This window comes from Dongia sp. P2_B8, from assembly GCF_056404715.1.
In genome coordinates this window covers 66,559-89,708 of the sequence record NZ_JBFUDM010000004.1, presented here as the reverse complement: position 1 = coordinate 89,708, position 23,150 = coordinate 66,559, and the positions used below count along the sequence as shown (strand labels likewise).

General features: G+C 60.8%; 27 protein-coding genes. 17 read left to right on the top strand and 10 right to left on the bottom strand.

The features are described 5' to 3' along the window. From AC1DWZ_RS14250 to AC1DWZ_RS14240, 3 genes are all read left to right on the top strand, one after another. Positions 1-819, top strand: a complete 819-nt coding sequence (locus AC1DWZ_RS14250) for an inositol monophosphatase family protein (protein ID WP_477169578.1) — start codon at positions 1-3, stop codon at positions 817-819. Positions 820-828: 9 nt separating this feature from the next. Beyond that, positions 829-1,695 carry an NAD(P)-dependent oxidoreductase gene (locus AC1DWZ_RS14245; RefSeq protein ID WP_477169577.1) on the top strand — a complete coding sequence of 289 codons (867 nt, stop codon included), beginning with the start codon at positions 829-831 and terminating at the stop codon, positions 1,693-1,695. 188 nt (positions 1,696-1,883) lie between these two features. Beyond that, on the top strand, positions 1,884-2,030 hold the full coding sequence (locus AC1DWZ_RS14240; protein WP_477169576.1) for a hypothetical protein: 147 nt from the start codon (positions 1,884-1,886) through the stop codon (positions 2,028-2,030). A gap of 9 nt (positions 2,031-2,039) precedes the next feature. Here the strand turns inward: AC1DWZ_RS14240 and AC1DWZ_RS14235 are convergent, their stop codons facing one another. From AC1DWZ_RS14235 to AC1DWZ_RS14225, 3 genes are all read right to left on the bottom strand, one after another. Then, on the bottom strand, positions 2,040-3,296 hold the full coding sequence (locus AC1DWZ_RS14235) for an RNA polymerase sigma factor (protein ID WP_477169575.1): 1,257 nt from the start codon (positions 3,294-3,296) through the stop codon (positions 2,040-2,042). Beyond that, positions 3,296-3,652 (bottom strand): YciI family protein, encoded by a 357-nt coding sequence (locus AC1DWZ_RS14230; protein WP_477169574.1) that lies wholly within the window; start codon positions 3,650-3,652, stop codon positions 3,296-3,298. Before AC1DWZ_RS14230 ends, AC1DWZ_RS14235 begins: the two co-directional genes overlap by 1 nt. Before the next feature lie 137 nt (positions 3,653-3,789). Then, the gene (locus AC1DWZ_RS14225) at positions 3,790-4,404 is read right to left on the bottom strand and encodes a LysE family translocator (RefSeq protein WP_477169573.1); all 615 of its coding nucleotides are present in this window, start codon (positions 4,402-4,404) and stop codon (positions 3,790-3,792) included. A gap of 118 nt (positions 4,405-4,522) precedes the next feature. On the opposite strand from AC1DWZ_RS14225, the gene AC1DWZ_RS14220 reads away from it, so the two are divergent. From AC1DWZ_RS14220 to AC1DWZ_RS14200, 5 genes are all read left to right on the top strand, one after another. Continuing rightward, complete coding sequence (locus tag AC1DWZ_RS14220) at positions 4,523-5,020, top strand: heme-degrading domain-containing protein (protein ID WP_477169572.1); 498 nt, start codon at positions 4,523-4,525, stop codon at positions 5,018-5,020. A gap of 37 nt (positions 5,021-5,057) precedes the next feature. Further along, positions 5,058-5,774 carry an HAD family hydrolase gene (locus AC1DWZ_RS14215; protein WP_477169571.1) on the top strand — a complete coding sequence of 239 codons (717 nt, stop codon included), beginning with the start codon at positions 5,058-5,060 and terminating at the stop codon, positions 5,772-5,774. Between the two features lie 132 nt (positions 5,775-5,906). Beyond that, a complete protein-coding gene (locus tag AC1DWZ_RS14210; protein ID WP_477169570.1) occupies positions 5,907-6,821 on the top strand; it encodes an arginase family protein in 915 nt (304 codons plus the stop codon). Beyond that, positions 6,818-7,339, top strand: a complete 522-nt coding sequence (locus AC1DWZ_RS14205; RefSeq protein WP_477169569.1) for a MarR family winged helix-turn-helix transcriptional regulator — start codon at positions 6,818-6,820, stop codon at positions 7,337-7,339. Before AC1DWZ_RS14210 ends, AC1DWZ_RS14205 begins: the two co-directional genes overlap by 4 nt. Before the next feature lie 319 nt (positions 7,340-7,658). Next, positions 7,659-9,416 carry a sensor histidine kinase gene (locus AC1DWZ_RS14200; protein WP_477169568.1) on the top strand — a complete coding sequence of 586 codons (1,758 nt, stop codon included), beginning with the start codon at positions 7,659-7,661 and terminating at the stop codon, positions 9,414-9,416. Here AC1DWZ_RS14200 and mazG read toward each other — a convergent pair. Beyond that, a complete protein-coding gene (gene mazG, locus AC1DWZ_RS14195; RefSeq protein WP_477169567.1) occupies positions 9,413-10,255 on the bottom strand; it encodes a nucleoside triphosphate pyrophosphohydrolase in 843 nt (280 codons plus the stop codon). The two genes, AC1DWZ_RS14200 and mazG, sit on opposite strands and share 4 nt — an antisense overlap. Positions 10,256-10,361: 106 nt before the next feature. Here mazG and AC1DWZ_RS14190 point away from each other — a divergent pair, with 106 nt between their 5' ends. Further along, positions 10,362-11,384, top strand: a complete 1,023-nt coding sequence (locus tag AC1DWZ_RS14190; protein WP_477169566.1) for an isopenicillin N synthase family dioxygenase — start codon at positions 10,362-10,364, stop codon at positions 11,382-11,384. Between the two features lie 20 nt (positions 11,385-11,404). Here the strand turns inward: AC1DWZ_RS14190 and AC1DWZ_RS14185 are convergent, their stop codons facing one another. After that, positions 11,405-13,099, bottom strand: a complete 1,695-nt coding sequence (locus AC1DWZ_RS14185) for a diguanylate cyclase domain-containing protein (protein ID WP_477169565.1) — start codon at positions 13,097-13,099, stop codon at positions 11,405-11,407. A 232-nt stretch (positions 13,100-13,331) separates the two neighbouring features. Between AC1DWZ_RS14185 and AC1DWZ_RS14180 the strand changes: the two genes are divergently transcribed. Continuing rightward, the gene (locus tag AC1DWZ_RS14180; RefSeq protein ID WP_477169564.1) at positions 13,332-13,817 is read left to right on the top strand and encodes an N-acetyltransferase family protein; all 486 of its coding nucleotides are present in this window, start codon (positions 13,332-13,334) and stop codon (positions 13,815-13,817) included. A gap of 36 nt (positions 13,818-13,853) precedes the next feature. On the opposite strand, the gene glsA is transcribed toward AC1DWZ_RS14180, so the two are convergent. Together glsA and AC1DWZ_RS14170 are read right to left on the bottom strand one after the other, a co-directional pair. Beyond that, entirely contained in the window at positions 13,854-15,770 is a 1,917-nt protein-coding gene (glsA, locus tag AC1DWZ_RS14175; protein ID WP_477169788.1) for a glutaminase A, read from the bottom strand. Between the two features lie 189 nt (positions 15,771-15,959). Then, complete coding sequence (locus AC1DWZ_RS14170; RefSeq protein ID WP_477169563.1) at positions 15,960-16,412, bottom strand: GFA family protein; 453 nt, start codon at positions 16,410-16,412, stop codon at positions 15,960-15,962. 71 nt (positions 16,413-16,483) lie between these two features. On the opposite strand from AC1DWZ_RS14170, the gene AC1DWZ_RS14165 reads away from it, so the two are divergent. From AC1DWZ_RS14165 to AC1DWZ_RS14150, 4 genes are all read left to right on the top strand, one after another. Then, the gene (locus AC1DWZ_RS14165; RefSeq protein WP_477169562.1) at positions 16,484-17,344 is read left to right on the top strand and encodes a class I SAM-dependent methyltransferase; all 861 of its coding nucleotides are present in this window, start codon (positions 16,484-16,486) and stop codon (positions 17,342-17,344) included. 99 nt (positions 17,345-17,443) lie between these two features. Then, complete coding sequence (locus tag AC1DWZ_RS14160; protein ID WP_477169561.1) at positions 17,444-18,031, top strand: hypothetical protein; 588 nt, start codon at positions 17,444-17,446, stop codon at positions 18,029-18,031. A 51-nt stretch (positions 18,032-18,082) separates the two neighbouring features. Continuing rightward, the gene (locus tag AC1DWZ_RS14155; RefSeq protein ID WP_477169560.1) at positions 18,083-18,619 is read left to right on the top strand and encodes a hypothetical protein; all 537 of its coding nucleotides are present in this window, start codon (positions 18,083-18,085) and stop codon (positions 18,617-18,619) included. A 1-nt stretch (position 18,620) separates the two neighbouring features. Further along, the gene (locus AC1DWZ_RS14150; protein ID WP_477169559.1) at positions 18,621-19,364 is read left to right on the top strand and encodes a hypothetical protein; all 744 of its coding nucleotides are present in this window, start codon (positions 18,621-18,623) and stop codon (positions 19,362-19,364) included. Positions 19,365-19,832: 468 nt separating this feature from the next. Here AC1DWZ_RS14150 and AC1DWZ_RS14145 read toward each other — a convergent pair whose 3' ends face one another. Next, entirely contained in the window at positions 19,833-20,336 is a 504-nt protein-coding gene (locus tag AC1DWZ_RS14145; protein WP_477169558.1) for a PAS domain-containing protein, read from the bottom strand. Positions 20,337-20,511: 175 nt separating this feature from the next. Between AC1DWZ_RS14145 and AC1DWZ_RS14140 the strand changes: the two genes are divergently transcribed. Both AC1DWZ_RS14140 and AC1DWZ_RS14135 read left to right on the top strand, forming a co-directional pair. After that, positions 20,512-20,826 carry a DUF3303 domain-containing protein gene (locus AC1DWZ_RS14140; RefSeq protein ID WP_477169557.1) on the top strand — a complete coding sequence of 105 codons (315 nt, stop codon included), beginning with the start codon at positions 20,512-20,514 and terminating at the stop codon, positions 20,824-20,826. 2 nt (positions 20,827-20,828) lie between these two features. Continuing rightward, the gene (locus AC1DWZ_RS14135) at positions 20,829-20,990 is read left to right on the top strand and encodes a hypothetical protein (protein ID WP_477169556.1); all 162 of its coding nucleotides are present in this window, start codon (positions 20,829-20,831) and stop codon (positions 20,988-20,990) included. A 17-nt stretch (positions 20,991-21,007) separates the two neighbouring features. Here the strand turns inward: AC1DWZ_RS14135 and AC1DWZ_RS14130 are convergent, their stop codons facing one another. Together AC1DWZ_RS14130 and AC1DWZ_RS14125 are read right to left on the bottom strand one after the other, a co-directional pair. Beyond that, positions 21,008-21,223 (bottom strand): zinc ribbon domain-containing protein YjdM, encoded by a 216-nt coding sequence (locus AC1DWZ_RS14130; protein ID WP_477169555.1) that lies wholly within the window; start codon positions 21,221-21,223, stop codon positions 21,008-21,010. Positions 21,224-21,319: 96 nt separating this feature from the next. Further along, entirely contained in the window at positions 21,320-21,952 is a 633-nt protein-coding gene (locus AC1DWZ_RS14125; protein ID WP_477169554.1) for a PAS domain-containing protein, read from the bottom strand. A gap of 191 nt (positions 21,953-22,143) precedes the next feature. Between AC1DWZ_RS14125 and AC1DWZ_RS14120 the strand changes: the two genes are divergently transcribed. Next, the gene (locus AC1DWZ_RS14120) at positions 22,144-23,019 is read left to right on the top strand and encodes a hypothetical protein (RefSeq protein ID WP_477169553.1); all 876 of its coding nucleotides are present in this window, start codon (positions 22,144-22,146) and stop codon (positions 23,017-23,019) included. Positions 23,020-23,150 lie beyond the last annotated feature (131 nt).

The following is a 23,150-nucleotide window of genomic DNA, read 5'->3' as shown; positions in this document are numbered from 1 at the left end:
ATGTCCTACCCAAGGGTCGACAGGGACACTGTCGCCAACCTCATCCGCGAAGTAGCTGCCGTCGAAATCCTGCCACGCTTTCGCAATCTGAAAGAAGGCGATACACGCCAGAAATCGCCCGGTGATTTCGTCACCATCGCCGATGAATCTGCTGAATTGGCACTCACGCCCGGCCTGCTTGCGATCCTGCCCGGCTCCGTCGTGGTTGGCGAGGAGGCGACCGCCAAGAATCCCGACGTTATGAACGCGCTCGCTGGGGCCGCTCCTGTCTGGGTGGTCGATCCCATCGACGGCACCGGCAATTTCGCCAGTGGCAACGAGGGTTTCGTTTCCATGCTGGCATTGATCCAGGCCGACGACGTGCTGGCCAGTTGGATCTATCATCCGATCAGCGGCCAGATGACGATCGCCGAAAAGGGTGCCGGCGTCACCATCGATGGCCGTACGATTGCCCCCTTCAAACATATCCCGGAGCCCAAAGGCGTGCTGGCCTACGGTTCGCGTGGCGTCCCCGGCATCGCCGCACTGGTCGACCAGCGCCGCAGCCGCCTGACGCAGGTAAAGAGCGCGCGCGCTGCCGGCATCGACTACGTGCGCATGGCGCAAGGCGAGATCGACTTCACCTTCTTCAGCGGCATCATGCCATGGGACCATGCACCGGGTGCCATGATCATCCGTGAACTGGGTGGCCACATCGCCTATATCCGCGGCGATGAAACCTATCGCCCCAGCCAGGCACTGTCGGCGGCCGGCATCCTGTCCGCCAGCAGCCACGTCATCTGGCGCGACATCCATGAGAAACTGTTCGGCGAGAAGTAGGGGCAGCAAATGAAAGTCACATTCCTCGGGCTCGGCGTCATGGGCTTTCCCATGGCTGGGCATCTCAAGCGCAATGGTCACGATGTCACGGTCTATAATCGCTCCGCCGCCAAGGCCGCGAAATGGGTCGAGACGTATGGCGGAACATCGGCCTCGACACCCGCTCTGGCTGCCAAGGGCGCCGAGATCGTGTTCGCCTGTGTCGGCAACGACGACGATCTGCGCTCGATCGTCTATGGCGACAATGGCGCCTTTGCTGGCATGGCAAAGAGTGCCTTGTTCGTCGACCACACCACGGCCTCGGCCGAGGTAGCCCGCGAGATCAACGATGCTGCCAGGAAAGCCGGCCTCGGCTTCCTCGACGCGCCGGTCTCGGGCGGGCAGGCGGGTGCCGAGAACGGCAAGCTCACCGTCATGGTCGGTGGTACGCAAAACGATTTTGACCGTGCGAAGCCTGTGATCGATTCCTACGCCCGTGCCTGTGTACTCTTGGGTGAGGCCGGTTCCGGCCAGCTTGCCAAGATGGTCAACCAGATCTGCATCGCGGGCCTCGTCCAGGCTTTGGCGGAAGGCATGCATTTCGCCCAGGCAGCAGGCCTCGACGGCGCCAAGGTCGTCGACGTGATCTCAAAGGGTGCCGCGCAATCCTGGCAGATGGAAAACCGCGCCCTCACCATGCTCGACGGCAAGTTCGAGTTCGGCTTCGCCGTCGACTGGATGCGCAAGGATCTCGGCATTTGCCTCACGGAGGCCAAGCGCAACGGCGCGCAGCTGCCGGTGACGGCGCTCGTCGATCAATTCTACGCCCGCATCCAGAAACGTGGCGGCGGCCGTTGGGACACATCGTCCCTGATGCAGCCTCTGGGGAAGCCATAACTTAGGCCGCCAATCCCGTTTACTAGGGCCGAAATCTCCAACGCTCACACATCATTGCAGCATGCTAGGAACAGGGTGCTTCCTTCCTATTGACGAGGTGTGGAAGCCGGGCGCTCCATGACCATTGGCCAGCCCCGGCGCATGACGCCGACCTGATCTGCTCGCAGCGCTGGCAGGAGGGGGTAGAGATGCGACCTTCGTCATATCTGCTGCTGCTCATTGTCATGGCAACCCTGGTCATCGATGGATGCGCGATGGTCCGGCCGGGCCGCGACTGGAACTCCCAGGGGCGTGATCGCGTCTTTGACCCGTTGACGCATGAGGAAATTGACTAGCACAGAGCCCTAACACCGGCCACTGACGCCGATATTGCGCGCCTTCTCGATCAGGAAGGCGCGCATCGCGGCGTCATCGCATAATCCAATGGCCCGGGTATAGGCTTCGTCTGCCTTTTCAAATCGCCCCAGTTGCCCCAGCAGATGCGCCGCCAGCGCCCAATAGGGCTGGTAGGTCTTGACCGCTTCGGCTGGCAATTTTTCGAGCAGCGCCAACGCGACGTCCGCACCGCGGGCCTCTGCCATAGCGGCAGCGCGGCCGACGCGGGCACCGATGCTGGGCGCCAGCTGCACCAGCCCTTCATAGAGCAGGGCGATTGCCTCCCAATCAGTCCTGCGCCAATTCGTCTGGCCGGCACGCGCCCGTTGCGCATGCACCGATTGAATGGCGGCCTCAAGCTGATAGCGGCCCATCTGGTTCGCAAGTGCCGCCTGCGCCAGGTTCCGCTCGGCCGCTGCGATCATCTTCTGGCTCCAGCGTGTCACATCCTGATTAGATAGGGGCACGTACCGCCCCTCATCATCACGCCTCGCATCTCGCCGCGCTTCGCAATGCTGCATCAAGGCAAGGAGGCCCAGGGCTTCAGGCTCCTCCGGCATCAGCCGGGCAATGAGAGTGCCAATGCCGATAGCCTCCGCTGCCAGACCCTGCCGCCGTGGATCGGCACCGGCGACATCATCCCAGCCGCTCCCATAGGCGGCATAAACAGCATCCAGTACCGAAGTGAGCCTGCCCGGCAATTCCTGGACGCCGGGCAGCTCGAAAGCGATACCTGCATCGCGGATCTTGGCCTTGGCTCGGCTCAGGCGTTGGCCCATGGCAGCAGGCTGCACCAGGAAGGCCGAGGCGATGCGCGCAGCATCCAGGCCCAGCACGGTTTGGAGCATCAGTGGTGCCCGGGCACCTTCATCGATCGCGGGATGCGCCAGGATGAACAGCAGCTTCAATCGCTCATCAGGGAACAGGACATCTGTGCTGGCCATCTCAACGGCCTCATCGATGGCCGCCAGCAGGGTGGGGATGGCGGCAGTTTCAATCTGCTGGCGCCGCGCATGATCAATGAGCCGGCGACGCGCGGCCGTCAGTAACCAGGCTTCGGGTTTATCCGGAATGCCGGCCTGCGGCCAGGTTTCCAAGGCCGCGCGCAAAGCATCGCCGAGTGCATCCTCTGCCGCCGCGACATTGCGCGACCTCGCGGCAAGGAAGGCGACCAACCGGCCATAGGAGTTGCGCGCGGCCTCTTCGACCGCCTCATAGGCATCCATTATCCGCCGGTTTTCATGTTCGGCCGTACCTCGACCACGCTTTCCGGTCCGGCCGGATAGCGCGCCGCCCATTGCAGCGCGGTGTCGAGGTCCGGCACGTCGATGACGAAGAAGCCGCCAAGCTGTTCCTTGGTGTCGGCATAGGGGCCGTCCTGAACCACCCGCTGCCCATTCTTGAGCTTGACTGTGGTGGCGGTCTGCGGTGGCTCCAGCCCGGCGCCACTGACGATGATGCCGGCCTCCTGCAGCGCCTTCATATAGGGGCCGAAAGCGCCCCAGAATGCAGCATGGCGCACCGGGTCGGTCCGGTCAGCGAACTCGGTCTGGCTTTGATAGAACATCAATGTGTACTGCATGACCGTCCTTTCACGAGAGAATGTGAGCGGCGGATGCGCGCTCACAGCCATGACGTCCCAGGAAACAGCATTTCGACATGCCCAGCAAAATTTTCCGGCCAAATTTTCTGGCCAAATTTTCCGGCCTACCTGCCAGGTCAGCGCGTGGCGACGACCGCCACCCCGGCACCGATCATGACGCCGCCCGCCGTACGGTTGACGCGGCGAACGATGCGCGGCGTGCGCAGCAGCTGCCGCGCCCGGCTCGCAACCAGGACATGCCCGCCGACGACCACAATCTCGACCGCCAGGATCACCAGCGCCAGAAGCCCGACATCCCGGGGGGTGAGATCCGTGCCCACGACATTGGGCAGCAGTGCCACATAGAAAAGTGGCATTTTCGGATTCCCCAGGTTGAGCGTGACGCCCGTAGCGAAGATCGCCGGCAAGCCGCCACGGCCGAGGACGGGTTGCATCTCAGGAACGACGGGTGCCGCCGTCCATAGCTTGATCCCCATCCAGATGAGATAGGCGGCGCCCGCATAGCGGAAGATCGTCATCAACAACCCCATCTCGGCAGCCAGGATCGAGAGGCCGAAGGCCGCCAGGGCGAGAAAGATGAGAACTCCAGCAACCGTTCCGGCACCATAGGCGATGCCCGACCACGCGCCATGGGACAGGGTGCGGGCAATGATTGTCATATTGTCTGGCCCTGGGCTGGCCGCGAAAACGAAGAACGCGGCGGCAAAGGCGAGCAGGGTGGTAAAATCCATGGCGAATCCCCGATCCTGTCATTACCGTCGAGCATCAGACTAATCGATCGGGGCCGCAATGGCATCGGTCACGGGCAAATGGACTCATCAGGGGTCCGCGACGTTCCGGGGAAGCATCATGGACAAAGACGCCAGCCAGCAGCTCCTTGACGATCTGCTGGCGCAGGAAAAGCGGCTGGTTTTCCCGCATTTCGACAATGACACCGCCATCGCCCTCGGCACGCTGCTGCTGGAAATGGCGCGAGAGCGGTCGCTGCCGGTCGCCATCGATATCACCCGTGCCGGCCACCAGCTCTTCCATGCGGCGCTGCCGGGCACCTCCGCCGACAATGACGAATGGATCAAGCGCAAAGTGGCGACCGTTATGCGCTTTGGCCATTCATCCTTCTATATGGGCCAATCGTCGGCAGCAAAGGGTGTCGTCTTCACCGAGCGCTACCTCCTCGACCCCATGCGCTATGCCCCCCAGGGCGGCTCGTTTCCCATCATCGTTGCGGGCACGGGCGTGGTCGGCACCGTCACGATCTCCGGCCTGCCCCAGGCAGAGGACCATGCCTTGGTCGTCGAGGCGCTGACCCGGTTCCTGGGCGGGCATATCGGGGCGAAGCAGGGCTGAGGCACAGGACGGGCATCTGGGGCGGGCCGCAACGGACATGGCACGACAGCTCTCCACGATCGGTTTCGATGCGGACGACACGCTCTGGCAGAACGAGCATTTCTTCCGTCTGACAGAAGCCCGTTTTGCAGAGCTGCTGTCCCAGCATGCGCCGCCGGATGCCATTTCCGGCCATCTGCTGGAGGTCGAGCGGCGCAACCTGCAGTTCTATGGCTACGGCATCAAGGGCTTCACTTTGTCCATGGTCGAGACCGCCATCACACTAACCGGGGGCAGGGTGCCTGCTGCGGTCATTGCCGAAATTCTGTCAGCTGGCCGCGAGATGCTGACCCACCCGGTCGAAACCTTGCCCCATGCGCGCGCAACACTGGAACTGCTGGCCGGCAACTTTCGGCTGGTGCTGATCACCAAGGGCGATCTCTTCGATCAGGAGCGCAAGCTGGCGCAGTCCGGATTGGGCGATCTGTTCGACGCTGTCGAGATCGTCTCCGAGAAAACCGCGGCTACCTATCAGACAATCTTCAAGCGTCATGGCGACGGCGCCGCTCATAGCATGATGGTCGGCAATTCTCTGAAATCAGATATTGTGCCGGCGATCGAGGCGGGGAGTTGGGCCGCCTACATCCCGCATCAGCTGACCTGGGCCCTGGAACACGGTGATGTGCCGACGGCCGCACCGCGTTTCCGGGAACTGAAGAATCTGAGTCAATTACATTCTTTAATCATGGAAATAGATGATTATTTAATAAGTTAGATTAAGAACGACAAGTAACATACTTATAATAAAAGATATACACAGATAAATATCATGAGCACATAGCGACTTGACTAATGCATGCGCGATGCATATAAATGAATGCATCAGATCCAGCGCGTGAGTCGTGCCATGACGCAGACGATAACAGCCAATCTACCCTTTGCCCTGATCGGCGTGCCGATTGATTCCGTCGGCGGTGCCGGTGGCACGGAACTCAGCCCGGCGCGGCTGCGCGCCCTTGGCGATTGGCGCCGTGCCACGGCAACAGACCGCGGTGACCTGCCGATCAACATCCGTGACCGGAAGCGCGATGGCGCTACAGGCATCATCGGCTCGAACGACGTCCTTCACGTGACAGAAACGCTCCGCCGCGAAGTGGCGCACTGCCTGCGCGACGGTTACCGGCCGATCCTGCTCGGTGGCTGCTGCACGCAGATCGTGGGGGCGCTTGCCGGTGTGCGGGATGCAATTGGCCGGGCAGGGGTCGCCTATCTCGACGGCCATCTCGATCTTTACGACGGTGTCACCTCACCCACGGGCGAGGCCGCGGACATGCCGCTGGCGGCTGCGCTCGGCCATGGCGCAAAACCGTTCATCGACGCCGCCGGTGGCGCCAGCCTGCGGCCCGAAGATGTTGCCTTGCTGGGCCCGCGCGACATCGAAGATGCTGCCAGCCGCGGCTCAATCCTGCCGGAAAACTTCACCCCCGCCATACCGCTCTGGACCAATGAGGATATCGCCGCCGAAGGTGCCGCCCAGGTGGCAGCCGACGTGCGCGCCAAGTTCGAAGGCGCGGGCCGGCCCTTCTGGCTGGCGGTCGATGTCGACATCATCGACCAGGCTGCCTTTCCGGCCACCGACTATCTCATGCCGGGAGGTCTCAGCTGGGACGCGTTTGCGAGTCTTTTCAGGGGTTTGGCACAATCGCCTCATCTCTTGGGAATCTCGCTCGCCTGCTATAATCCGGAGAAAGACCCATCCGGCCATGATGGCGGCCGTCTGGCCGAACTGGTGATCTCGTCCTTGCAGGAACCGCGCGCATGAAAAAAACCGAGGCCCGCACCACCAATATGCTCGGTGCCCTGTCGCTGGTGATGGTCGATGCCATGAGCCGGGAGCTGGAGGCACTGACCGACATCTGCGACACCGATTGGGCCGCCCTCATCGTCCTGGAACAGATGCCCGGCATCACGGTCGATCGTCTGGCGCGCATTGTGCGCCTGTCGCAGCCGGGTGCCGTGCGCATGATCAACCGCCTGGTGGAAGAGGGGCGCGTCGAACGCCAGCAGGGCGCCGACCGCCGCGCCCGTCCGCTGGCCCTGACGCCGGCCGGTCAGCGCATGGTCCGCGCCATGCTGCTCGGCCGCGAGAAGGTGCTGTCCCAGGCCATGGAAACGCTCGATTCCGAGGAGAGGCAGACCCTGGGCCGCCTCATGGAAAAGATGCTGCGCGGTCTCTCGACCGATGAAGAAGCCGCAAATACCGCTTGCAGGCTCTGCGATGAGCAGGCCTGCCCAGAGGAGAGTTGCCCGCTGACCCCAGGCTGCAACAAAGCAGCGTAAGAGGGGGCTGCAAGGCAGCCACGGAACAAGCGCCGTCGGCGGATTGGCAAGTCTCGCCAAGTAATCCGCGTTCGGACCGCGCCTCATCATTCACCCGCTTTTGCGCAGAGGAGAATCTGCCATGGGACATCTTGCCTTCGCGACAGCCATCGAAGCACTGATTAGAGTCTTGATACTGCGGACTTGTCGGCGTGGCCGCTAGCGCGACATTTGTCATTCGGTAATAACTGCTTAAGGCCTCTCCTTTAACTTCGTCCGCAATTCGAATGGGGTTTTCTGTGATCCTGTCACGGATGAACATCGTTGCGGAATAGGGGTTATGGAACTGGCGACCAAGTCGAACCGGGCACGGAGAATCCGCAGGCGCGCCCTGCGGATTCTCAGCCTGCGCGGTGCCTCGGCGCCGGCGTTGATCTTTACGATCGTCGTTCTGGCGGCCATTTGGCTTGCGGTCGGTGCCTATTGCCTGCAGGCCCGCAACAACATCTATGAGGAGACGCAGCTCGAGCTGGAGGGTGCGCAGAATGTCATGCGCGCGCATACCAGCCGCACCTATCAATCCGCAAAGAGCCTGCTCGCCATGGTCGACGATTGGCTGGCCAATCAACCAACTGGTGCCAGCTATGGGTCTTTGGACCGGCTGGCCGATCTTCTCGGACGGCTGCAGCAATCCGATACCGATCCCTTTGCAATCCGATTGATCAACGCGGCCGACACCGGCGTCTGGCGGCTGCCCAAGCCTGCACTTCAAGCAACGAATTATCTAGGGGACCGCGACTATGTGAGCCAGCTGCGCGATGCGCAGCCGGGCGCCATCTATCTCGGGACCCCAGTCACCGGACGGGCCAGCGGCAAAAAGGTCCTGCCGGTGGGCTTCCGTGCGCATCCCAACGCACTTGGCATCAAATACATCTCCGCCATCGTGACAGAGGCGAATTTCAGCTCGGCCTACAGCCAGCTGACCGATATCGTGCCCTCAAAAATCGGTTTGCTGCGGTCGGATGGGACCGTTCTGTTCGTCTGGCCGATCGACGAGGATCAGAAAGGCCGGATCATCCCCCATTTCACGGATGTCATCGCGGGCCAGCCGGCAGGCTCGTCCGGCGTGCTGACCTTGCCGTCGATCGACGGCGTCGGCACGTCACTGGTCGGCTTCGCCCGCCTCAGCAACGACCCGCTGGCGGTTTTCGCCGCCATCAAGAAAGACGATCTCGATCAGCTTTGGCGCCACACGATCTCCATACCGATCATGTTGGCGATCCTGTCGACGATCGTGGTGGCCATTCTTGGCTACTGGCTAGGCCATATGATGCGCCGCAATGCTGCCGAGGCGCGGAAGCTCGCAGCCGCCCTGGTCAAGGCCGAAGCGGCCAACGAGTCCAAGAGCCATTTTCTGGCCAATATGAGCCACGAACTGCGTACGCCCTTGAATGCCATCATCGGTTTTGCGGAAATCATGGTAGGCGAATTGTTCGGGCCGCTGGGTGACAGAAATTACAAGACCTATGCCAAGGATATCGAGGGAGCAGGTCGGCACCTGCTGGGCATCATTTCGCAAATCCTCGACATGGCCAAGATTGAATCCGGCAAGATCGCCGAGAGCGATGCCATCGCTTATCTCGACGAAACCGTCATGGCTTGCATCCGTCTCCTGGAAGAGAAAAGCGCGGAAAAGAAGGTCGCGATCCTGTTCTGCCCGGCAGTGGGGCTACCTGCCCTCCGCATGGATCCCGTGCATCTCCGACAGGTGCTGCTGAATTTGATCAGCAACGCGATCAAATTTTCCCACGACGATGGCCGTGTCGAGATCGGCACCGAGATCGGCGCGGATGGCAGCCTGCGCATCACCGTGCGCGACCATGGGATCGGCATCCGGGCGGAACATCTGGGCGAATTGTTCAAGCCCTTCGTCCAGGTGGAAAAGAGCCTCAGTCGCCAGCATGGCGGGATCGGTCTCGGCCTGGTGAACACCAGGCGGATCATGGAGGCCTATGGCGGCCAAGTCTGGCTGGAGAGCGACTACAGCCGAGGTACGCTGGCGATCGTGCTCATCCCGGCAGACCGCCTGGCCCGCTAGGCACGTTCCTCGGCCTTCACCTGGTTCCAGGCATCTTCCATGCGGTCGATGCCGGCATCAGCCGGATCAATGCCTTGCGCGCGCAGGATCGCCTCGACCCGCCGGAAGCGGCGTTCGAATTTGGCGTTCGCGCGACGGAGCGCACTTTCCGGTTCGACATGGAGATGACGGGCGAGGTTGGTGACCGAGAACAGCAGGTCGCCGATCTCCTCGTCGATGGCCACCTTGCGTGCGTCGCCGGCAAGCTCGTCGCGGATCTCGGTCAGTTCTTCCTCGACCTTCGCTGTCACCTCGGCTGCGTTGCGCCAGTCGAAACCGATCCGTGCCGCACGCTTTTGCAATTTGTCGGCGCGGGTGAGCGCGGGGAGCGCGGTCGTGACACCGTCGAGAGCCGATGGCGCGCGGCCGGCAGCGGCAGCGAGCTTCGCCCGCTCAGACGCCTTCTGGGTCTCCCAGGCCACGGTCTGGGCGGCGGCAGAGTTGATTTCCACATTGGAAAACACATGAGGATGCCGCTCTATCATCTTGTTATTGATGGCATCCAGCACGTCGACCATGGCGAAATCGCCAGCTTCCGACGCCATCTGGGCGTAGAACACGACCTGGAACATCAGATCGCCCAGCTCGCTGACCAGTGCGGGCATGTCGCCGGCCTCGATGGCGTCGGCAACTTCGTAAGCTTCTTCAATGGTATGCGGGACGATGCTGGTGAAATTCTGCTCCAGGTCCCACGGGCAGCCGGATTTGGGATCGCGCAGCCGCGCCATGATACCGAGCAGACGGTCGAGAGCCAGAGCGGCGTCAGAATGGGCGGCGTCAGAATGGGCGGCATCGGACATGGCGGATTCCAGAACAGACGAGGAGGGCGGCACTATAGCCAAAATCGGATGCGGCAATCGACAAAAGGCATTTGTCCCCGCCAGCACTTTCACTAGCCTTGGCACCATGATTCCGCTGATCGATGCTGCCCCCTTGTTCGGTCCGGCCAGTGCGGCCCGCGCGGCGGCTGATGCCTCCATCATGGCTGCTGCCCGTGAGAGCGGCTTCATGACGCTTGGCAATCTGCCGCGCGACGTACCGATCACGGCACCGGAGATCGACCGATTGCTCCGCATCTTCGGCCTGCCACAAGAGGTTACGCGGCGTCTTTGGCGCCAGAAGTTTGCTCCCGAACAGCCCAATGTCTATCGCGGCTGGTTTCCGCTCCAGGATGGCCATCCGACCTATAAGGAGGGCTACGACCTTGGCCCCGACATCGCCTATGGTCCGTCGCGCATCGCGGCCGGCGACCCGCTGAAGGAAGCCACACCATTGCTGCCTGCCGACTTGCTGCCCGGCTGGCAGGACGAGATGGCGCGTTATTACAAGGCGATGGAGCAGGTGGGGGCAGCGCTGCTCCGCGCCATCGCCCGCGGCCTCGATCTGCCGGAAGGTTTCTTCGTGCCGGCGTTCGACGAAGGTGTCTCGACCCTCCGCCTGCTGCATTACCCGGTGCGCCCGCCGCAATCCTTTGTCGGCGTGAATGCCCATGAGATCTGGACGGATCATGACGGAAGGCGGGTCGATCTGGTCGGCAAGCCGCATATCGATTCAGGCTTCGTGACGCTGTTGTGCCAGCATGGAATCCCCGGCCTGCAAGCGCTTGGAAATAAAGGCGAGTGGCTCGACGTACCGCCACATACCGACAGCCTGGTGGTCAATTTCGGCAAGCTCCTGGAACGCTGGACCGGCGGGCGCATCAAGGCCACCACGCACCGGGTGATCGGCAGCGGGACAGGACGTGGCCGCTATTCGGTGCCGTTCTTCTACGAGCCCCATGTCGATGCCAGGATCGCCCCGATCCCCGGCATGGGGACTGGCTTCCAGCCATTCCTCTATGGCGATCTGGTGTGGGAGGCGATGATGAAATTTGTTGAGTTTGAAGGCCTCGACCACCTGCGGCAGAAACGGCCGATTTCCGCCAGCTAATCGATTAGCTAATCGATTAGCTAATCGTTTCGCTGGCCCAGAATCTGTGGCTCGACCCGGTCGCGGCCGTTCAGCTTGGCGGTGTAGAGCCTTGCATCGGCGGCAGCGATCAATGCCTCGGGTGTGACGCCGTCGCCTAGATGGCTGAGGCCAAAGCTGAGAGTCACGCCAAGGCCGATGGCCAGTTGCGACCAGTTGTGCCGCGCCACGGCCAGCCGCATCCGTTCGCAGGCTTCCCGGGCGGTCGCCAGGGTAGCACCGGTAAAGACCAGCATGAACTCCTCGCCACCCCAGCGGGCGACAAGGTCGGTCGGCCTGCTGTTCTTGCGCAGGATGGTGGCCACTTGCTGCAGCACCCGGTCACCGAGTGGATGGCCGTGGGTATCGTTGACCCTCTTGAAGAAATCGATATCGGCGAGGGCGACGCTGACCGGCGTGCCGGCCGCAGCATCGGCGAGCATGGCTGGGAACTGCGCTTCGACATGCCGGCGGTTCCACAGGCCGGTGAGCTTGTCCTGATGCGCCTGGCGGTCGAGATCGCTGGCGCGGCGCTGCAGGGCCAGCTTTTCAACCTCCAGCTCGCTGCTGCGCTGGCGGTGCTGCTCGATTTCCAGCCGGGCCTTTTCCAGGTCCAGATGGCTTGCGAGGAGGCGGGCGCGGGTGTCGGCGATGGTGGATTTAATCTCCGCCTCAAGCTCGTGATATTGCTTGAAATGATCAAGGGCTGCGCGGAAGTTGCCGGTCCCCTGATAGGCCTTGGAGAGCGCCATCAGCGTACGCAGGATGACTGGCTTTTCGCCGACATCGGCGGCAGCACCCAGGATGGTGGAGAGTTCCGCAATCGCCGCATCGAAATTACCCAGCGCTTCCTGGACCAGGGCGACACCGAGGATGGCGTCGAGCTCCAGCGACCGGTAGCCGTGCTTGAGCGCAATGTCCTTGGCGTCGTTGAGGCAACCCAGGGCGCGGTCGAACTCGCCGTTCAGCGTCAGCAGGCGCCCGAGATTGGCGAGCGAGATCGCTTGGCGATAGGGATGGCGGGCTTCCTGTGCCAGGGCCAGGGCATCCCAGGCATTCTGCAAACCCGGCAACAGTGCCTTTTGGGCGCCATCCTCGTCCTTGCGCTCGCGCAGCAGCGAGACCAGGCCCACGGCATTGTCGGAGAGGTTGTTGAGGATGCAGAATTGCTCCTGCGCATCCAGATTCTTGGAAAAAGCCTTGGCATGGAGCAGGAACGTGTCGGCCTGGCGGTAATTGCCAAAGCTCGCATGGATCGTCCCGGTCCGGTTATAGACCCAATAAAGGAGTTCGTTGTCCTTGAGCTTGGTGGCGAGTTCGAGGCTGGCTGCCATGGCGGTGAGGGCTTCTTCATGGAGCCCGAGCTCCATCAGCGCAAACGCCTTCACATTGAGCGTGCGTGAGGTGCCGGCATCGTCGCCAAGCTCGCCGCAGATGAGGAGGCTGGCCTCGGCCTCATTGACCGCTGCTTCATGATCGCCGAGGCAGATCTGCTGTTCGGCAAGGAGCCGCAAGGCTACGGCTTCGCTCGCCGGGTCATGCTGGGCATGGGCGAGGTCGGCGGCAGCCCGGGCATGCTGCGCGCCAGAGAGATAGTCGCCAGAGCTTTTGGCGGCCGCGGCCATGGCCAGCAAGGTGCTGACTTTGGCCGGTACCGGATCCCGTCGCTGTGCCGTGGCGTCGCTGCCGTTTCGCATGGCGCCAATCTATGGCGACAGGTTTAACAATTCCTTGCGTCTGGGATGAGGGCTGACGATCCGGGTGTGCGTGGCCGACGTTGCGGAGAAAGCTCGATACGGCTGGGTTTTCCTATATCCGTTAGTCGCATAATATATATTATGGAAAATATTGGATGGTTGGCGCGGCGGGCCGCCGGGAGTATCTCTGCCGAGATCGCCGATCCCAATATATCGACTGTCCAGGTGTCCGATGACCTTTCAGTTCCGGCCCTATCAACCTGCCGATTACGATTGGGTATTCCGCTGCGAAGTGGCGCTCCAGGAGCATGAGCGTGTGCTGAGTGAAACCCGGTTGCCGGGTCTGCCGCATACCCACGCCTATCTCGAGATGCTGTTCGACATCCTCGCCAGACAGCATGGCCTGATGCTGATCGCCGAACACGCCGGCCTGCCTATCGGCCTTGTGGCCGGCCATGTCGTCGACGAGCCCTGGCCGATGGAGACGCCGGATTCAACCCGCTACGCCTATATCTCGGACATCTTCATCGTTCCGGAACAAAGGGGCACCGGCCTTGCCGCCCAGCTTATCGACCAGATGGCGGCGCATTTCACGAGGATCGGCCTCGGCCTCACGCGCCTGCGCATCAACGCGCTCGCCGACAATGGCGTCGCCTGCAACGCCTATGCGAAATCCGGCTTCAAACCCTTTGAGGTCATGTACGAGCGGCCGCTGTGATCGCCTGGACGACCATTTGGCCCGGCACACGACCGGCTATTTGCTGAGGGCGCGGATTTCGGCGTTGGCGCGGCGCAGCCGGTCCGTGAGGCTGCTGCCGACGGCGAGCAGCAAGCCGGTATAGGCTTCGGCATGTTCGTCCCGTAGCCGCGCCATGCCGTCGGCACTAAGCACCAGCGCTTCGCCATCGGTTGCCGGGATGACATCCGCCGTGCGCTGTGCACGCCCGAACAGCGCCAGCTCGCCGAACATATTGCCGGCATCAATCGTACTCACGCGATGGCTGAGCCCCGAGCGGACCGGGACAGCGACATCCACCCGGCCGCGGGTCAGGAAGAACAGCTCGGCGGCCTCGCTGTTCTGGGCGATCAGCTTCTCGCCGGCCGCGAAAGGACGCAGCTGCAGAAGCGCCCGGAGTGCCGCGACGGCAGAATCCGACATGCTCGACAGCAGGTCGAACTGTTCGAGCGGCAATGCGACTGCGTCGCCGGCGATCTCCGTCAGGCTCGATGCTGTCATGCTCGATTCCGGCATGTCGAGCAGCCGGTCCTCGAAGAATTCCAGGGCGATATCCGCATCGGGAAAATGCATGTCCTGTGCAAAGGCACTCGGCACTTCGCTCGATACCGTGACGATGGCAAATGTCTTGCCAGCCGCTTCCAATGTCTCGCGGGCGGTATTGAGCAGCTCAAGTGCAATGGCATCGATGCGCACGACGCGCGTGAGATCGAGGATGAAATGGGTGGCCGTTTCCTGGTCGCCGATGATCCGGCGGGTTACACGCTCGGCCTCGATGAAGGACAGCTCCGCCTGCAATTCATAGACGACGATAAGGTGCCCTTGGCGATCCAGCCGGCGTGCGTCATCCCGGCGCCGGATACGCTTGCTCCGGATCTCGCCGCCGCGATAGATGCGCCGGAACGGCACCAGGCTGCTGCCCCGCTCCTCGAAGAGATGCAGCCTGAAATAGCGCGAGATATCTTCGCAAACCTTGACGCCACGGACACTGTTGCCGACCGCATCGACCCGCGGTGAGAAGACACCGATGCCGAGATGGCCTGGCACAACGGCGGTGATGCCCCCGCCTACCCCGCTTTTGGCCGGCAACCCGATATCGAACTGCCAACCGCCCGCATAGTCGTACATGCCACAGCTGTTCATCACCGACAGCACCGAGCGCACATATTCGGCGTCCAGCGCCCGCTCGCCGGTGACCGGGTTGAGGCCGCCATTGGCAAGTGTCGCACCGATGACCGCGAGATCCCGCGGCGTCACCAGCAGCGAGCATTGCCGGAAATAGAGATCGAGATGTTCGTCGACATCGCCGCCGATCATGCCGGCATTGAGTTCCAGATAGGCGATCGCCCGGTTGCGGTTGCCGGTGCGGGCTTCGGAACGATAGACGGCCTCGTCGATCGCCAACGAGCGGCCGGTGAAGCGGCGAAACATGTCGAGGATTCGGGCGTAGCGCTCCTGGTGACCCGATCCAATGATCGAGGCGCAGATCGCAATCGCACCGGAATTGATCATCGGATTGAACGGCCGGTTGTGCTGCTCGTCGAAATTGATGGAGTTGAAGGCATCGCCGGAGGGTTCGACACCGATCCGGCGCAGCATCTCCTCCTGGCCATGATCCTGCAGGGCCAAGCCATAGACGATCGGTTTGGAAATCGACTGGATGGTGAACTGGGCGGCGGCGTCGCCGACCTCATAGACAAAGCCATCCGTCGTCGCGAAGGCGATGCCGAACCGGTCGGATTCGACGGTCGCGAGCTCCGGGATATAGCTGGCGAGCGTCCCGCCCCGGTCAGAGAGGTGCCGCTCATAAAGTTCGTTCAGATGTCTCCACACGGGAAGGTCGCGTGTCGTCTTCAGGTCATACGCCGTGGGCTGGCCATAGGTGATCGGCAGGTCGTGGTTTGCCTTGATGCCAGTGCGCGGGTTGATTTGCATTTCCACCGTATGACTGATGTGCAACGTGACCGGGAGATGACACATCTAATCATTTGTCTAAACCTTAAGCAATGCCTATTTTTTGTGCAATTGATGTGCAATACTATTATTAAGAGTATATTGTTGCGATGCACACGAAAATGCCGCGCATGCGAGCTGCCAGCGCTCACGCCAAACAATTGAGCGGGTTCAATTCTCGTTGGGGAGATCCGCGTCCGTCTGAAGCCAGACCGCACGCGACGCCCAATGCAGATTTTTGCTCGGCCGCTCGCCAGGATCGGCGTCGAGGGTGCCGGTCGGCACGATGATCCCGCTGCCGCCGCGCGTCTTGTGCGGCAGCCGAGTCCCGCAGTGCCGGCAGAAGGCAACAGCGAAGCTCCGTGCCTCCGGCAAATCAAAGCGCGCCACCTGCTCGGCGCCGCGCAGCCAGCGGAATGCCGTGGGCAGCACCAGGGCGTTGGCGGCATGGCTACTGCCGCTCGTTTTCTGGCAGCGGCTGCAATGGCAGTTCACGAACATCTGGAACGGCAGATCGATCTCGTAAGCCACCTGCCCGCACAGGCAGGACCCTGTGCATGTTTTCGGGCCAGTTGTTTTCAGGCCAGTTGTTTTCAGGCCAGCTGATTTCAGATTTGGCGTCATGCATCCCCCAGCGCTTTTGCCAGATTTACGCGCCGTGTTAGGAATGGTCCAGGGAGTTTGGGGGGCAGGCGATGAGCCATCAGGAGACATTTGCGATCAACCAGGCGCGCTGGGACGAGGTAGTGCCGATCCATGCCGCCTCCCCCTTCTACCGTGTCCGCGAGTTCCTGGCCGGTGAAGACATCCTGTTGCCGATCGAGGCGCGGGAGGTGGGCGATCTCCGCGGCAAGTCGCTCGTCCATTTGCAATGCCATTTCGGCCTCGACACCTTGTGCCTCGCGCGGCGCGGTGCGCAGGTGACCGGGCTCGATTTTGCGCCCAATGCCATCGCCACGGCGCGGGAACTGGCGCGTGAGGCTGGTATCAATGCGCGCTTCGTCGAGGGCAATCTCTATGACGCACCGTCGCTCATCGGAGACCGGTTTGACCGCGCTTACGTCACCTGGGGCGCCATCAACTGGCTGCCTGACATCAAAGGCTGGGCCAAGGTCGTGGCGGCGATGCTGAAACCGGGCGGCGAGCTTTATCTCCTTGAAGGCCATCCCTTCGCCTTTACCCTCGATCAGGTGGCGGATGGCGTCTCGGCTGCAGATGCCGTCAAGAGCGGCGCACAGGATGCGAGTGCCCCGCTCCGCCCGACCTTCCCCTATTTCAGCGACGGCACGCCGCTGCAGTTCGAGACCGACGAGACCTATACCGGCGACGGCATTAAAATCGCCAACACCCGCACCCACGAATTCGTCCATGGCATCGGTGAGATCCTGGGCGCACTGTTAGAGGCCGGCCTCACCCTCACCTACTTCACCGAGCACGACAGTCTCGCCTGGGCCATGTGGCCGAAGATGGTCGAGGGGGTTGATCGGATGTTTAGGATGCCGGCGGGAGAGCCGAGCTTGCCGCTGAGTTTTTCGGTGAAGGCAAGGAAGGGGTGAGCGGTCTGTTCACCCATCAAATCGACAGCAACTAAAATGTTGCAACATATGATTTATTCACTATTATTAGATATATACACCTTTATGTGAGTTTCCACTATGACCCAGGCAAAATTGCACATCGACCTTCGAGAAGGCGTGCTGGATGTCGAAGGAGAGGCTGACTTTGTACTCAAGATCTATTCAGATTTTAGGTCAGCGCTAGCAGAACATAGTCGCGGCAATGCGGATGATGGCGGCCGAGTAGCTGCAGGAGAAGTTAAGACAGACGATACGACAAGAACTAGGAAGAAAGGAAAGCGTGTTTCTTCCGTTAGGAAAAGTAGTTCGCTGGAAGGGGGAGAAACTGCAAGCGTATCATCGCACAAGCCGTCACTAGATAAGCAGCTTGATACAGCAAAACTCAATGAATTCATGTCGGCTTATGAACCAAAAAATACGGCTGAGAGAATTCTATTGTTTACAAAATTTATGGACGAAGAACTTGGCATTTCTCCTTGCAATGTGGATCAAATTTATACGTGTTTCATACACACCAAGACAAAGATTCCCACTGCGTTTGGACAGGTCTTCATCAACACTCGCGGTGACGACTATGGCTACATCAACTTCACGTCGCCAACTGACATAACGATTTCAATGCGCGGTATCAATCACCTGAATCATGATATCAAAAAGACAGCATGATCAGCTCCAAGTGCGCATAGGTAATGAGCTGACCGACGGCAGAGGAATGAAATGTCAATGAATAGTGATGATGCGCTCGACGCAGAAGCTGTTGCTCTTTCCAAAGTCATAAGTATTTTGGGAACACTTCAATCTGAAGCTCAGCAACGCATCCTGCGCTATGCGGCTGATCGATTCAAAACCACTAATTTAATTTCACTGACGGCTCAGTCTTCGCCGATTGCTGTGCTAGGTGCTGCCGCGGCAGGCCAAACAGAGTATGCCGATGTGGGGCAACTGCTTGAGGCAGCGCAACCAAGCACCGGAGTTATGCGCGCGCTTGTCGTTGGATACTGGTTTCAGATTTGCCAGAAGCAGCAAAATTTTACAGGTCAAATAGTCAACGATGAACTTAAAGCATTGGGTCATCAGTCAAAAAATATAACAAGCGACATGACGAATCTTAAGGATCGAAAACCGGCCCTAATTCAGCAGGTTGGTAAAAGTGGAAAAGCTCAACAAGCTCGGAAAGATTACCGATTGACTGCCGCCGGAGTTAAGACGGTTGCCGGAATGCTATCTGGAGGCATGGTAGAAGAAAGGGAGTAGCTTGAATCTATCCGCTATCGTTGCTGCTTTAGGCCGCTCGCTACCGCCCGAGCTATGCAAAGATCTCATCGCAGACTATCTGCAAATTCGGCATGATGTCTCCACTCGCACCCTGGGTCGTGGGGCGCCTGGAAAATTTGTCGAGACGATCGTTCAATGCCTGCAATATCTCGACTCAGGTACCTACGCTAAAAGGCCTGACGTAGATAAATTTCTTGTGGCACTAGAGTCTCGCTCAGCGAATATGCGCGATGACCTGAGAATTTGCGCAGCACGTATAGCACGAGCAATGTATGCGCTGAGAAGCAAGAGGAATATCGTTCACAAAGGAGAGGTTGATCCAAATTCTTATGATCTGCAGTTTCTCCATAGTGGTTCTCAATGGGTTCTTGCTGAATTGGTGCGCGTCGCAAGCAATATTTCAATGGAGGAAGCGGGAAAAGCCATTAGCCTTATTAATTCACCGATCGGAACTATAGTAGAAGATATTGCCGGAAGGCGGGTGGTTCATGCGAACGTCTCCGCGCCAGATGAAATTTCTCTACTGCTACAAAGTCATTTTCCTGATCCGCTACCACTCTCCAGCATTACGCATTCCTTGAATCGGCGAAACTCGAAGGCGGTATCCAACGCTGTAAGAGATCTTTACAAAAAGAAGTTGATTGAGGGCAATTCGAAAGATGGTTACGTGCTAACTCGCCCGGGACTTGAAAAGGCCGCCCTAGTCGCAAGCAAACACTCCTGATCACTCGGTGCTGTAGCAGCGGCACTACGTTGCTAATCGCGCTTTAGGTGTCACCTCCCCTATTGGTGAGCGAGCGGCTTTGGGCGGGCACTAGTCTCACGAGACATCCCTCTCTTGCGCCTTGGGCAAGAGCAGTGGTCGAGTTCGTTTTCGCACTGACACGGTGGCCATGGGTCATATAATTTCGAGCGTGAGTTCTGAGCACCAATGACCTTCAGCTACTCCCACTCTCCCCACGTTGGGGGCGGGTTCAGCGAGTTTGGAACGCCTTTCGTGCTTCTTCCTCTGCCGTTATCCTCAGGCTTGCCCTCGGGATCTAGTGTGATTGGACTCGGTGGCACGACGTGAAACATACAGATGCCGGGGCAAGGCTGGGAATGAAGAGCCCAGATGGTTACGTTAAAGCTTGCAGATGAAATCTGTTGGCCGCGCGCACTCTATCGAGGCGCACATTAACCGCCTGCCCCCTCACTCGCTCGTCTTGATCTTATCCGCCGCCAGCGGCACCGCTTCGGTGACGATGGGTTCGAAGGAGTATTCCCATTCTTCGATGCCGACGGCTTGCCGGACGGCACCCGCTACCATGAACGGGAACATGGCGAATTTGACGGCAAGGTGGCCGCCGGAGCGGGTTGGCCATGGATAAGAACTGAAACATGGCGAGCCGGTTTCCCAGCAGCGCTGATAGGCGGCGTGGATATGGTCGGCCCCGCCGCTGGGGTCGTCCTTCATCAGCTGGTCGAGATAGGTGCCGGTGAGGTTGAAGCCGTTGAACTCGTCGACCTTGGTGCCGGTCAGCCGGTAATAGACGCGGAACGGGTCTTCCTCGAAATCGACGATACAGATGTATGGCAGTAGCGGCTTGATGGCCGCCGGGTCGAACTGGCTCCGGTCCGGCACGGCACCGCCCGCAAGACTTTGCCAATAGGCATGGAGATTTCGAATATTGGGAACGTCGGCGTGATCTTGCATCCCCACCACTATGCCTAACTGCTTCATCATGCTTAATTGCACGCACAAACTGCAGCCATTTCCCGGCCTTATCAAGGCATATTTGGCCGCAGGGGCGTGTCGCGGGGGTGTGCCTCAGCCATCCTGTTTCTGCTAGGCTCCACTCCCTGGGACACCCCGGGAGATATCGGGAGCGATGGCCGTTGGCAAGGCAGTTCAAGGGGGCTTCATGCTGTTCATGGTGATTGAACGCTTCAAGGACAATGACATGGTGCCGGTCTACGCCCGCGTGCGCGATGCGGGGCGGTCGCTGCCCGACGGGTTGCGCTATGTCGACAGCTGGGTCGAGCCCAATTTCGCGCGCTGTTTCCAGGTGATGGAATGTGACGATCTCAAGCTGCTGCAGGCGTGGGTACTGGGCTGGCGCGGTTTCGGCGTCACCTTCGAGATCGTGCCGGTGGTCAGCAGCGCCGAGACACGGGATGTCGTGGCGCCGTTTCTGGATAAATGACGTTGGGCCAAATTGTCTTGGGGCTGGTCGAAGGCTATTTCGGCACGGCGTGCGCCGTATTGCGGTCACGCTATGCAGCACTCACGCATCCGGCCGCTCGCGAGATCGTCGGCTGGCTCGATGGCCTATACGGTGTCAGCGAAGAGATGGTGCAGACGCCGTGAGGCCTGGGTAGCGGGCGTCACGCCTTCTTCAGGAACTCGGTACGCAGCACCAGGCCCTTCACCTTCTCGACGTTGCATTCGATTTCGGCCGGGTCGTTGGTAAGGCGGATGTTCTTGACGCGTGTGCCGCGCTTCAGGGTGATCGAGCTGCCCTTCACCTTGAGGTCCTTGATGAGGGTCACGGAATCGCCATCGGCGAGGATGGTCCCGTTGCTGTCCTTGACGTCTTCCATGCGGCGGCTTCCCTAGAAATGCGTGAACTACCGGGCTTATAGCGGCCCGGGGTGACACACGGCAAGTTGCCTGGACGGGAATCAACCAGAGGGGGATCAGCGGCGCGGTGCGGATTCGCGCTCGTCGGGCTCTTTCACGAGTTTCGGCCGGCCGAACCAGGCGGCGATCTCGGCCCGGTCGATGCCGCTCTGCCAGTCGGCGGCGCGGGTCACTTCCGGCCGGTCGGGATAGATCGCAAGCAGGCAGGTATCGACCGTCTGCCCGTCGCCGCTGAAGGGCAGGATCAGGCGGTGATAGCCCAGCGCCTTCAGCACCAGCCAGAACCGGGCGTGACGGTAATGCGGCAGGCCTGCCTCGACCACGCCGCGATAGGCCTCCATCACCTCGCGCCGCACCTTGCGGGAGTAAAGCTCGTCGACATAGCGGCCCGTGAGTTCGTGGCCGACCAGCTCGGTCAGCGTGGTGCCGACCAGGCGGTAGCGGATGCGCATCGGATTGCGCTCGATGTCGGTGATGGCGAGGTTGCCGAGCCAGGGGCGCAGGGCTTCCGGCGTGATCTCGTTGCGATCGGGAACACCACTCTCCGTCCCCGTCCAGCGGCGCCATTGCCGGTAAAGCTGGGCCAGGGCCGGATGGGCGATGGTGCCGGCAATGGCATCATCGTCATCCCATGCGGCTTGCGTGAGCAACCTGCCGGGCCGGGCGAAGGGGAGGATCTTGGCTGGCATCTGTCGTGTCCCGGACCTCCGACTATTGCGTCGAGTAAGGCTAGGACTCGTACCGGTCACTGGTACAACGCAAAAGCTGTGACTACATGCCGCATTTTCGGAGATTTTGCCGCAGAAGGCCTGCCGCTTTGGCGCGGATCGGTGACGGAGACGGAGGATTCACGCCGGCCCAGGTCGGGGATGATGTGGTCATGGACAGGCTCACTTTCATCGACGGCAAGCTCGACACGGCAGAGATCGGCGCCCAGGTGCTGGCTGGCGCGCTCCTGGTCTGGCGCCGCGTGCCGGCGTTGGTCGAACTCACGCGGCTCGCCAACGTGGTGTTGTGGGATGGGTTCGAAGGCGATCCCTTGAATGCCGAAGCCCGCTTGGCCCCCGACGATTATTTGAAGCGCGTGCGAAGCCTCAGGGCAGCGTTCAAGGCCGATGCCGGGATCAACGCCGCCTTCAAGCGTGCGCTGGTCGAGCTGGGCCTTGCCTCGGAGGATTGTTATTGGGACCCGCTGCAGCTGCGCGTGGTGCCGGCGCAAGACAGCCATCACGGCCGGCGCATCATGCCCCTGCCCGCCCACCGCGACAATTGGGGCTCCAACATTGGCCAGCAGATCAATTGGTGGACGCCGCTTTACCCCGTGGGGCCTGGCCGCACGATCGTGTTCTATCCCCGCTATTTCGCCGAACCCATTGCGAACTCCAGCGCCGAGTGGGATTTCGAGGTGCTGAAGCGGTTGATGGCCGAAGGCAAGGCCGACAGCTATCCGGTCCTGCCGGTGCTGCGCGAAGAACTGCCCGCGTCTGAAGCGATGCCGGTGGTGATCGAGCCCGGCGACATGCTCGCCTTCTCCGGCCAGCATCTCCACGGCAGCGTCGCCACCGACAGGTCGGCGGCAAGGTTCAGCACCGAGAGCCGCACGGTGAGCCTCTCGCATGTCCGCGCCGGCTTGAGCGCCCCCAATGTCGACGGCCGCGCCCCACGCGTGGTGCCGGACTGGTTCGAACATGTGGTGGGTGAGCGAAGTCTGACGATGGCGGATATCGCCAACCTGGATCGTCTTGCCCGGGCTTGACCCGGGCATCGGTCTCCCATTGCGAGAACAGAGCCCCGTCAAACCAGATCCCCGGGTTAAGCCTGGGGAGGCGATGAAAAGGCGCAAAAACGAAAAGGCCGGACATTTCTGCCCGGCCTTCACATAATTCC

Coding starts and splice junctions, on each gene's coding strand:
- AC1DWZ_RS14230 (WP_477169574.1), bottom strand. CDS start 3,652: ATGCAGTACACATTGATGTTCTATCAAAGCCAGACCGAGTTCGCTGAC.
- AC1DWZ_RS14145 (WP_477169558.1), bottom strand. CDS start 20,336: ATGCAAGATCACGCCGACGTTCCCAATATTCGAAATCTCCATGCCTAT.
- AC1DWZ_RS14240 (WP_477169576.1), top strand. CDS start 1,884: ATGCGACCTTCGTCATATCTGCTGCTGCTCATTGTCATGGCAACCCTG.
- mazG (WP_477169567.1), bottom strand. CDS start 10,255: ATGTCCGATGCCGCCCATTCTGACGCCGCCCATTCTGACGCCGCTCTG.
- AC1DWZ_RS14165 (WP_477169562.1), top strand. CDS start 16,484: ATGAGCCATCAGGAGACATTTGCGATCAACCAGGCGCGCTGGGACGAG.
- AC1DWZ_RS14250 (WP_477169578.1), top strand. CDS start 1: ATGTCCTACCCAAGGGTCGACAGGGACACTGTCGCCAACCTCATCCGC.
- AC1DWZ_RS14225 (WP_477169573.1), bottom strand. CDS start 4,404: ATGGATTTTACCACCCTGCTCGCCTTTGCCGCCGCGTTCTTCGTTTTC.
- AC1DWZ_RS14200 (WP_477169568.1), top strand. CDS start 7,659: ATGGAACTGGCGACCAAGTCGAACCGGGCACGGAGAATCCGCAGGCGC.
- AC1DWZ_RS14210 (WP_477169570.1), top strand. CDS start 5,907: ATGACGCAGACGATAACAGCCAATCTACCCTTTGCCCTGATCGGCGTG.
- AC1DWZ_RS14205 (WP_477169569.1), top strand. CDS start 6,818: ATGAAAAAAACCGAGGCCCGCACCACCAATATGCTCGGTGCCCTGTCG.
- AC1DWZ_RS14125 (WP_477169554.1), bottom strand. CDS start 21,952: ATGCCAGCCAAGATCCTCCCCTTCGCCCGGCCCGGCAGGTTGCTCACG.
- AC1DWZ_RS14160 (WP_477169561.1), top strand. CDS start 17,444: ATGACCCAGGCAAAATTGCACATCGACCTTCGAGAAGGCGTGCTGGAT.
- AC1DWZ_RS14140 (WP_477169557.1), top strand. CDS start 20,512: ATGGCCGTTGGCAAGGCAGTTCAAGGGGGCTTCATGCTGTTCATGGTG.
- AC1DWZ_RS14120 (WP_477169553.1), top strand. CDS start 22,144: ATGGACAGGCTCACTTTCATCGACGGCAAGCTCGACACGGCAGAGATC.
- AC1DWZ_RS14170 (WP_477169563.1), bottom strand. CDS start 16,412: ATGACGCCAAATCTGAAATCAGCTGGCCTGAAAACAACTGGCCTGAAA.
- AC1DWZ_RS14220 (WP_477169572.1), top strand. CDS start 4,523: ATGGACAAAGACGCCAGCCAGCAGCTCCTTGACGATCTGCTGGCGCAG.
- glsA (WP_477169788.1), bottom strand. CDS start 15,770: ATGCAAATCAACCCGCGCACTGGCATCAAGGCAAACCACGACCTGCCG.
- AC1DWZ_RS14235 (WP_477169575.1), bottom strand. CDS start 3,296: ATGGATGCCTATGAGGCGGTCGAAGAGGCCGCGCGCAACTCCTATGGC.
- AC1DWZ_RS14190 (WP_477169566.1), top strand. CDS start 10,362: ATGATTCCGCTGATCGATGCTGCCCCCTTGTTCGGTCCGGCCAGTGCG.
- AC1DWZ_RS14155 (WP_477169560.1), top strand. CDS start 18,083: ATGTCAATGAATAGTGATGATGCGCTCGACGCAGAAGCTGTTGCTCTT.
- AC1DWZ_RS14215 (WP_477169571.1), top strand. CDS start 5,058: ATGGCACGACAGCTCTCCACGATCGGTTTCGATGCGGACGACACGCTC.
- AC1DWZ_RS14185 (WP_477169565.1), bottom strand. CDS start 13,099: ATGCGAAACGGCAGCGACGCCACGGCACAGCGACGGGATCCGGTACCG.
- AC1DWZ_RS14130 (WP_477169555.1), bottom strand. CDS start 21,223: ATGGAAGACGTCAAGGACAGCAACGGGACCATCCTCGCCGATGGCGAT.
- AC1DWZ_RS14245 (WP_477169577.1), top strand. CDS start 829: ATGAAAGTCACATTCCTCGGGCTCGGCGTCATGGGCTTTCCCATGGCT.
- AC1DWZ_RS14180 (WP_477169564.1), top strand. CDS start 13,332: ATGACCTTTCAGTTCCGGCCCTATCAACCTGCCGATTACGATTGGGTA.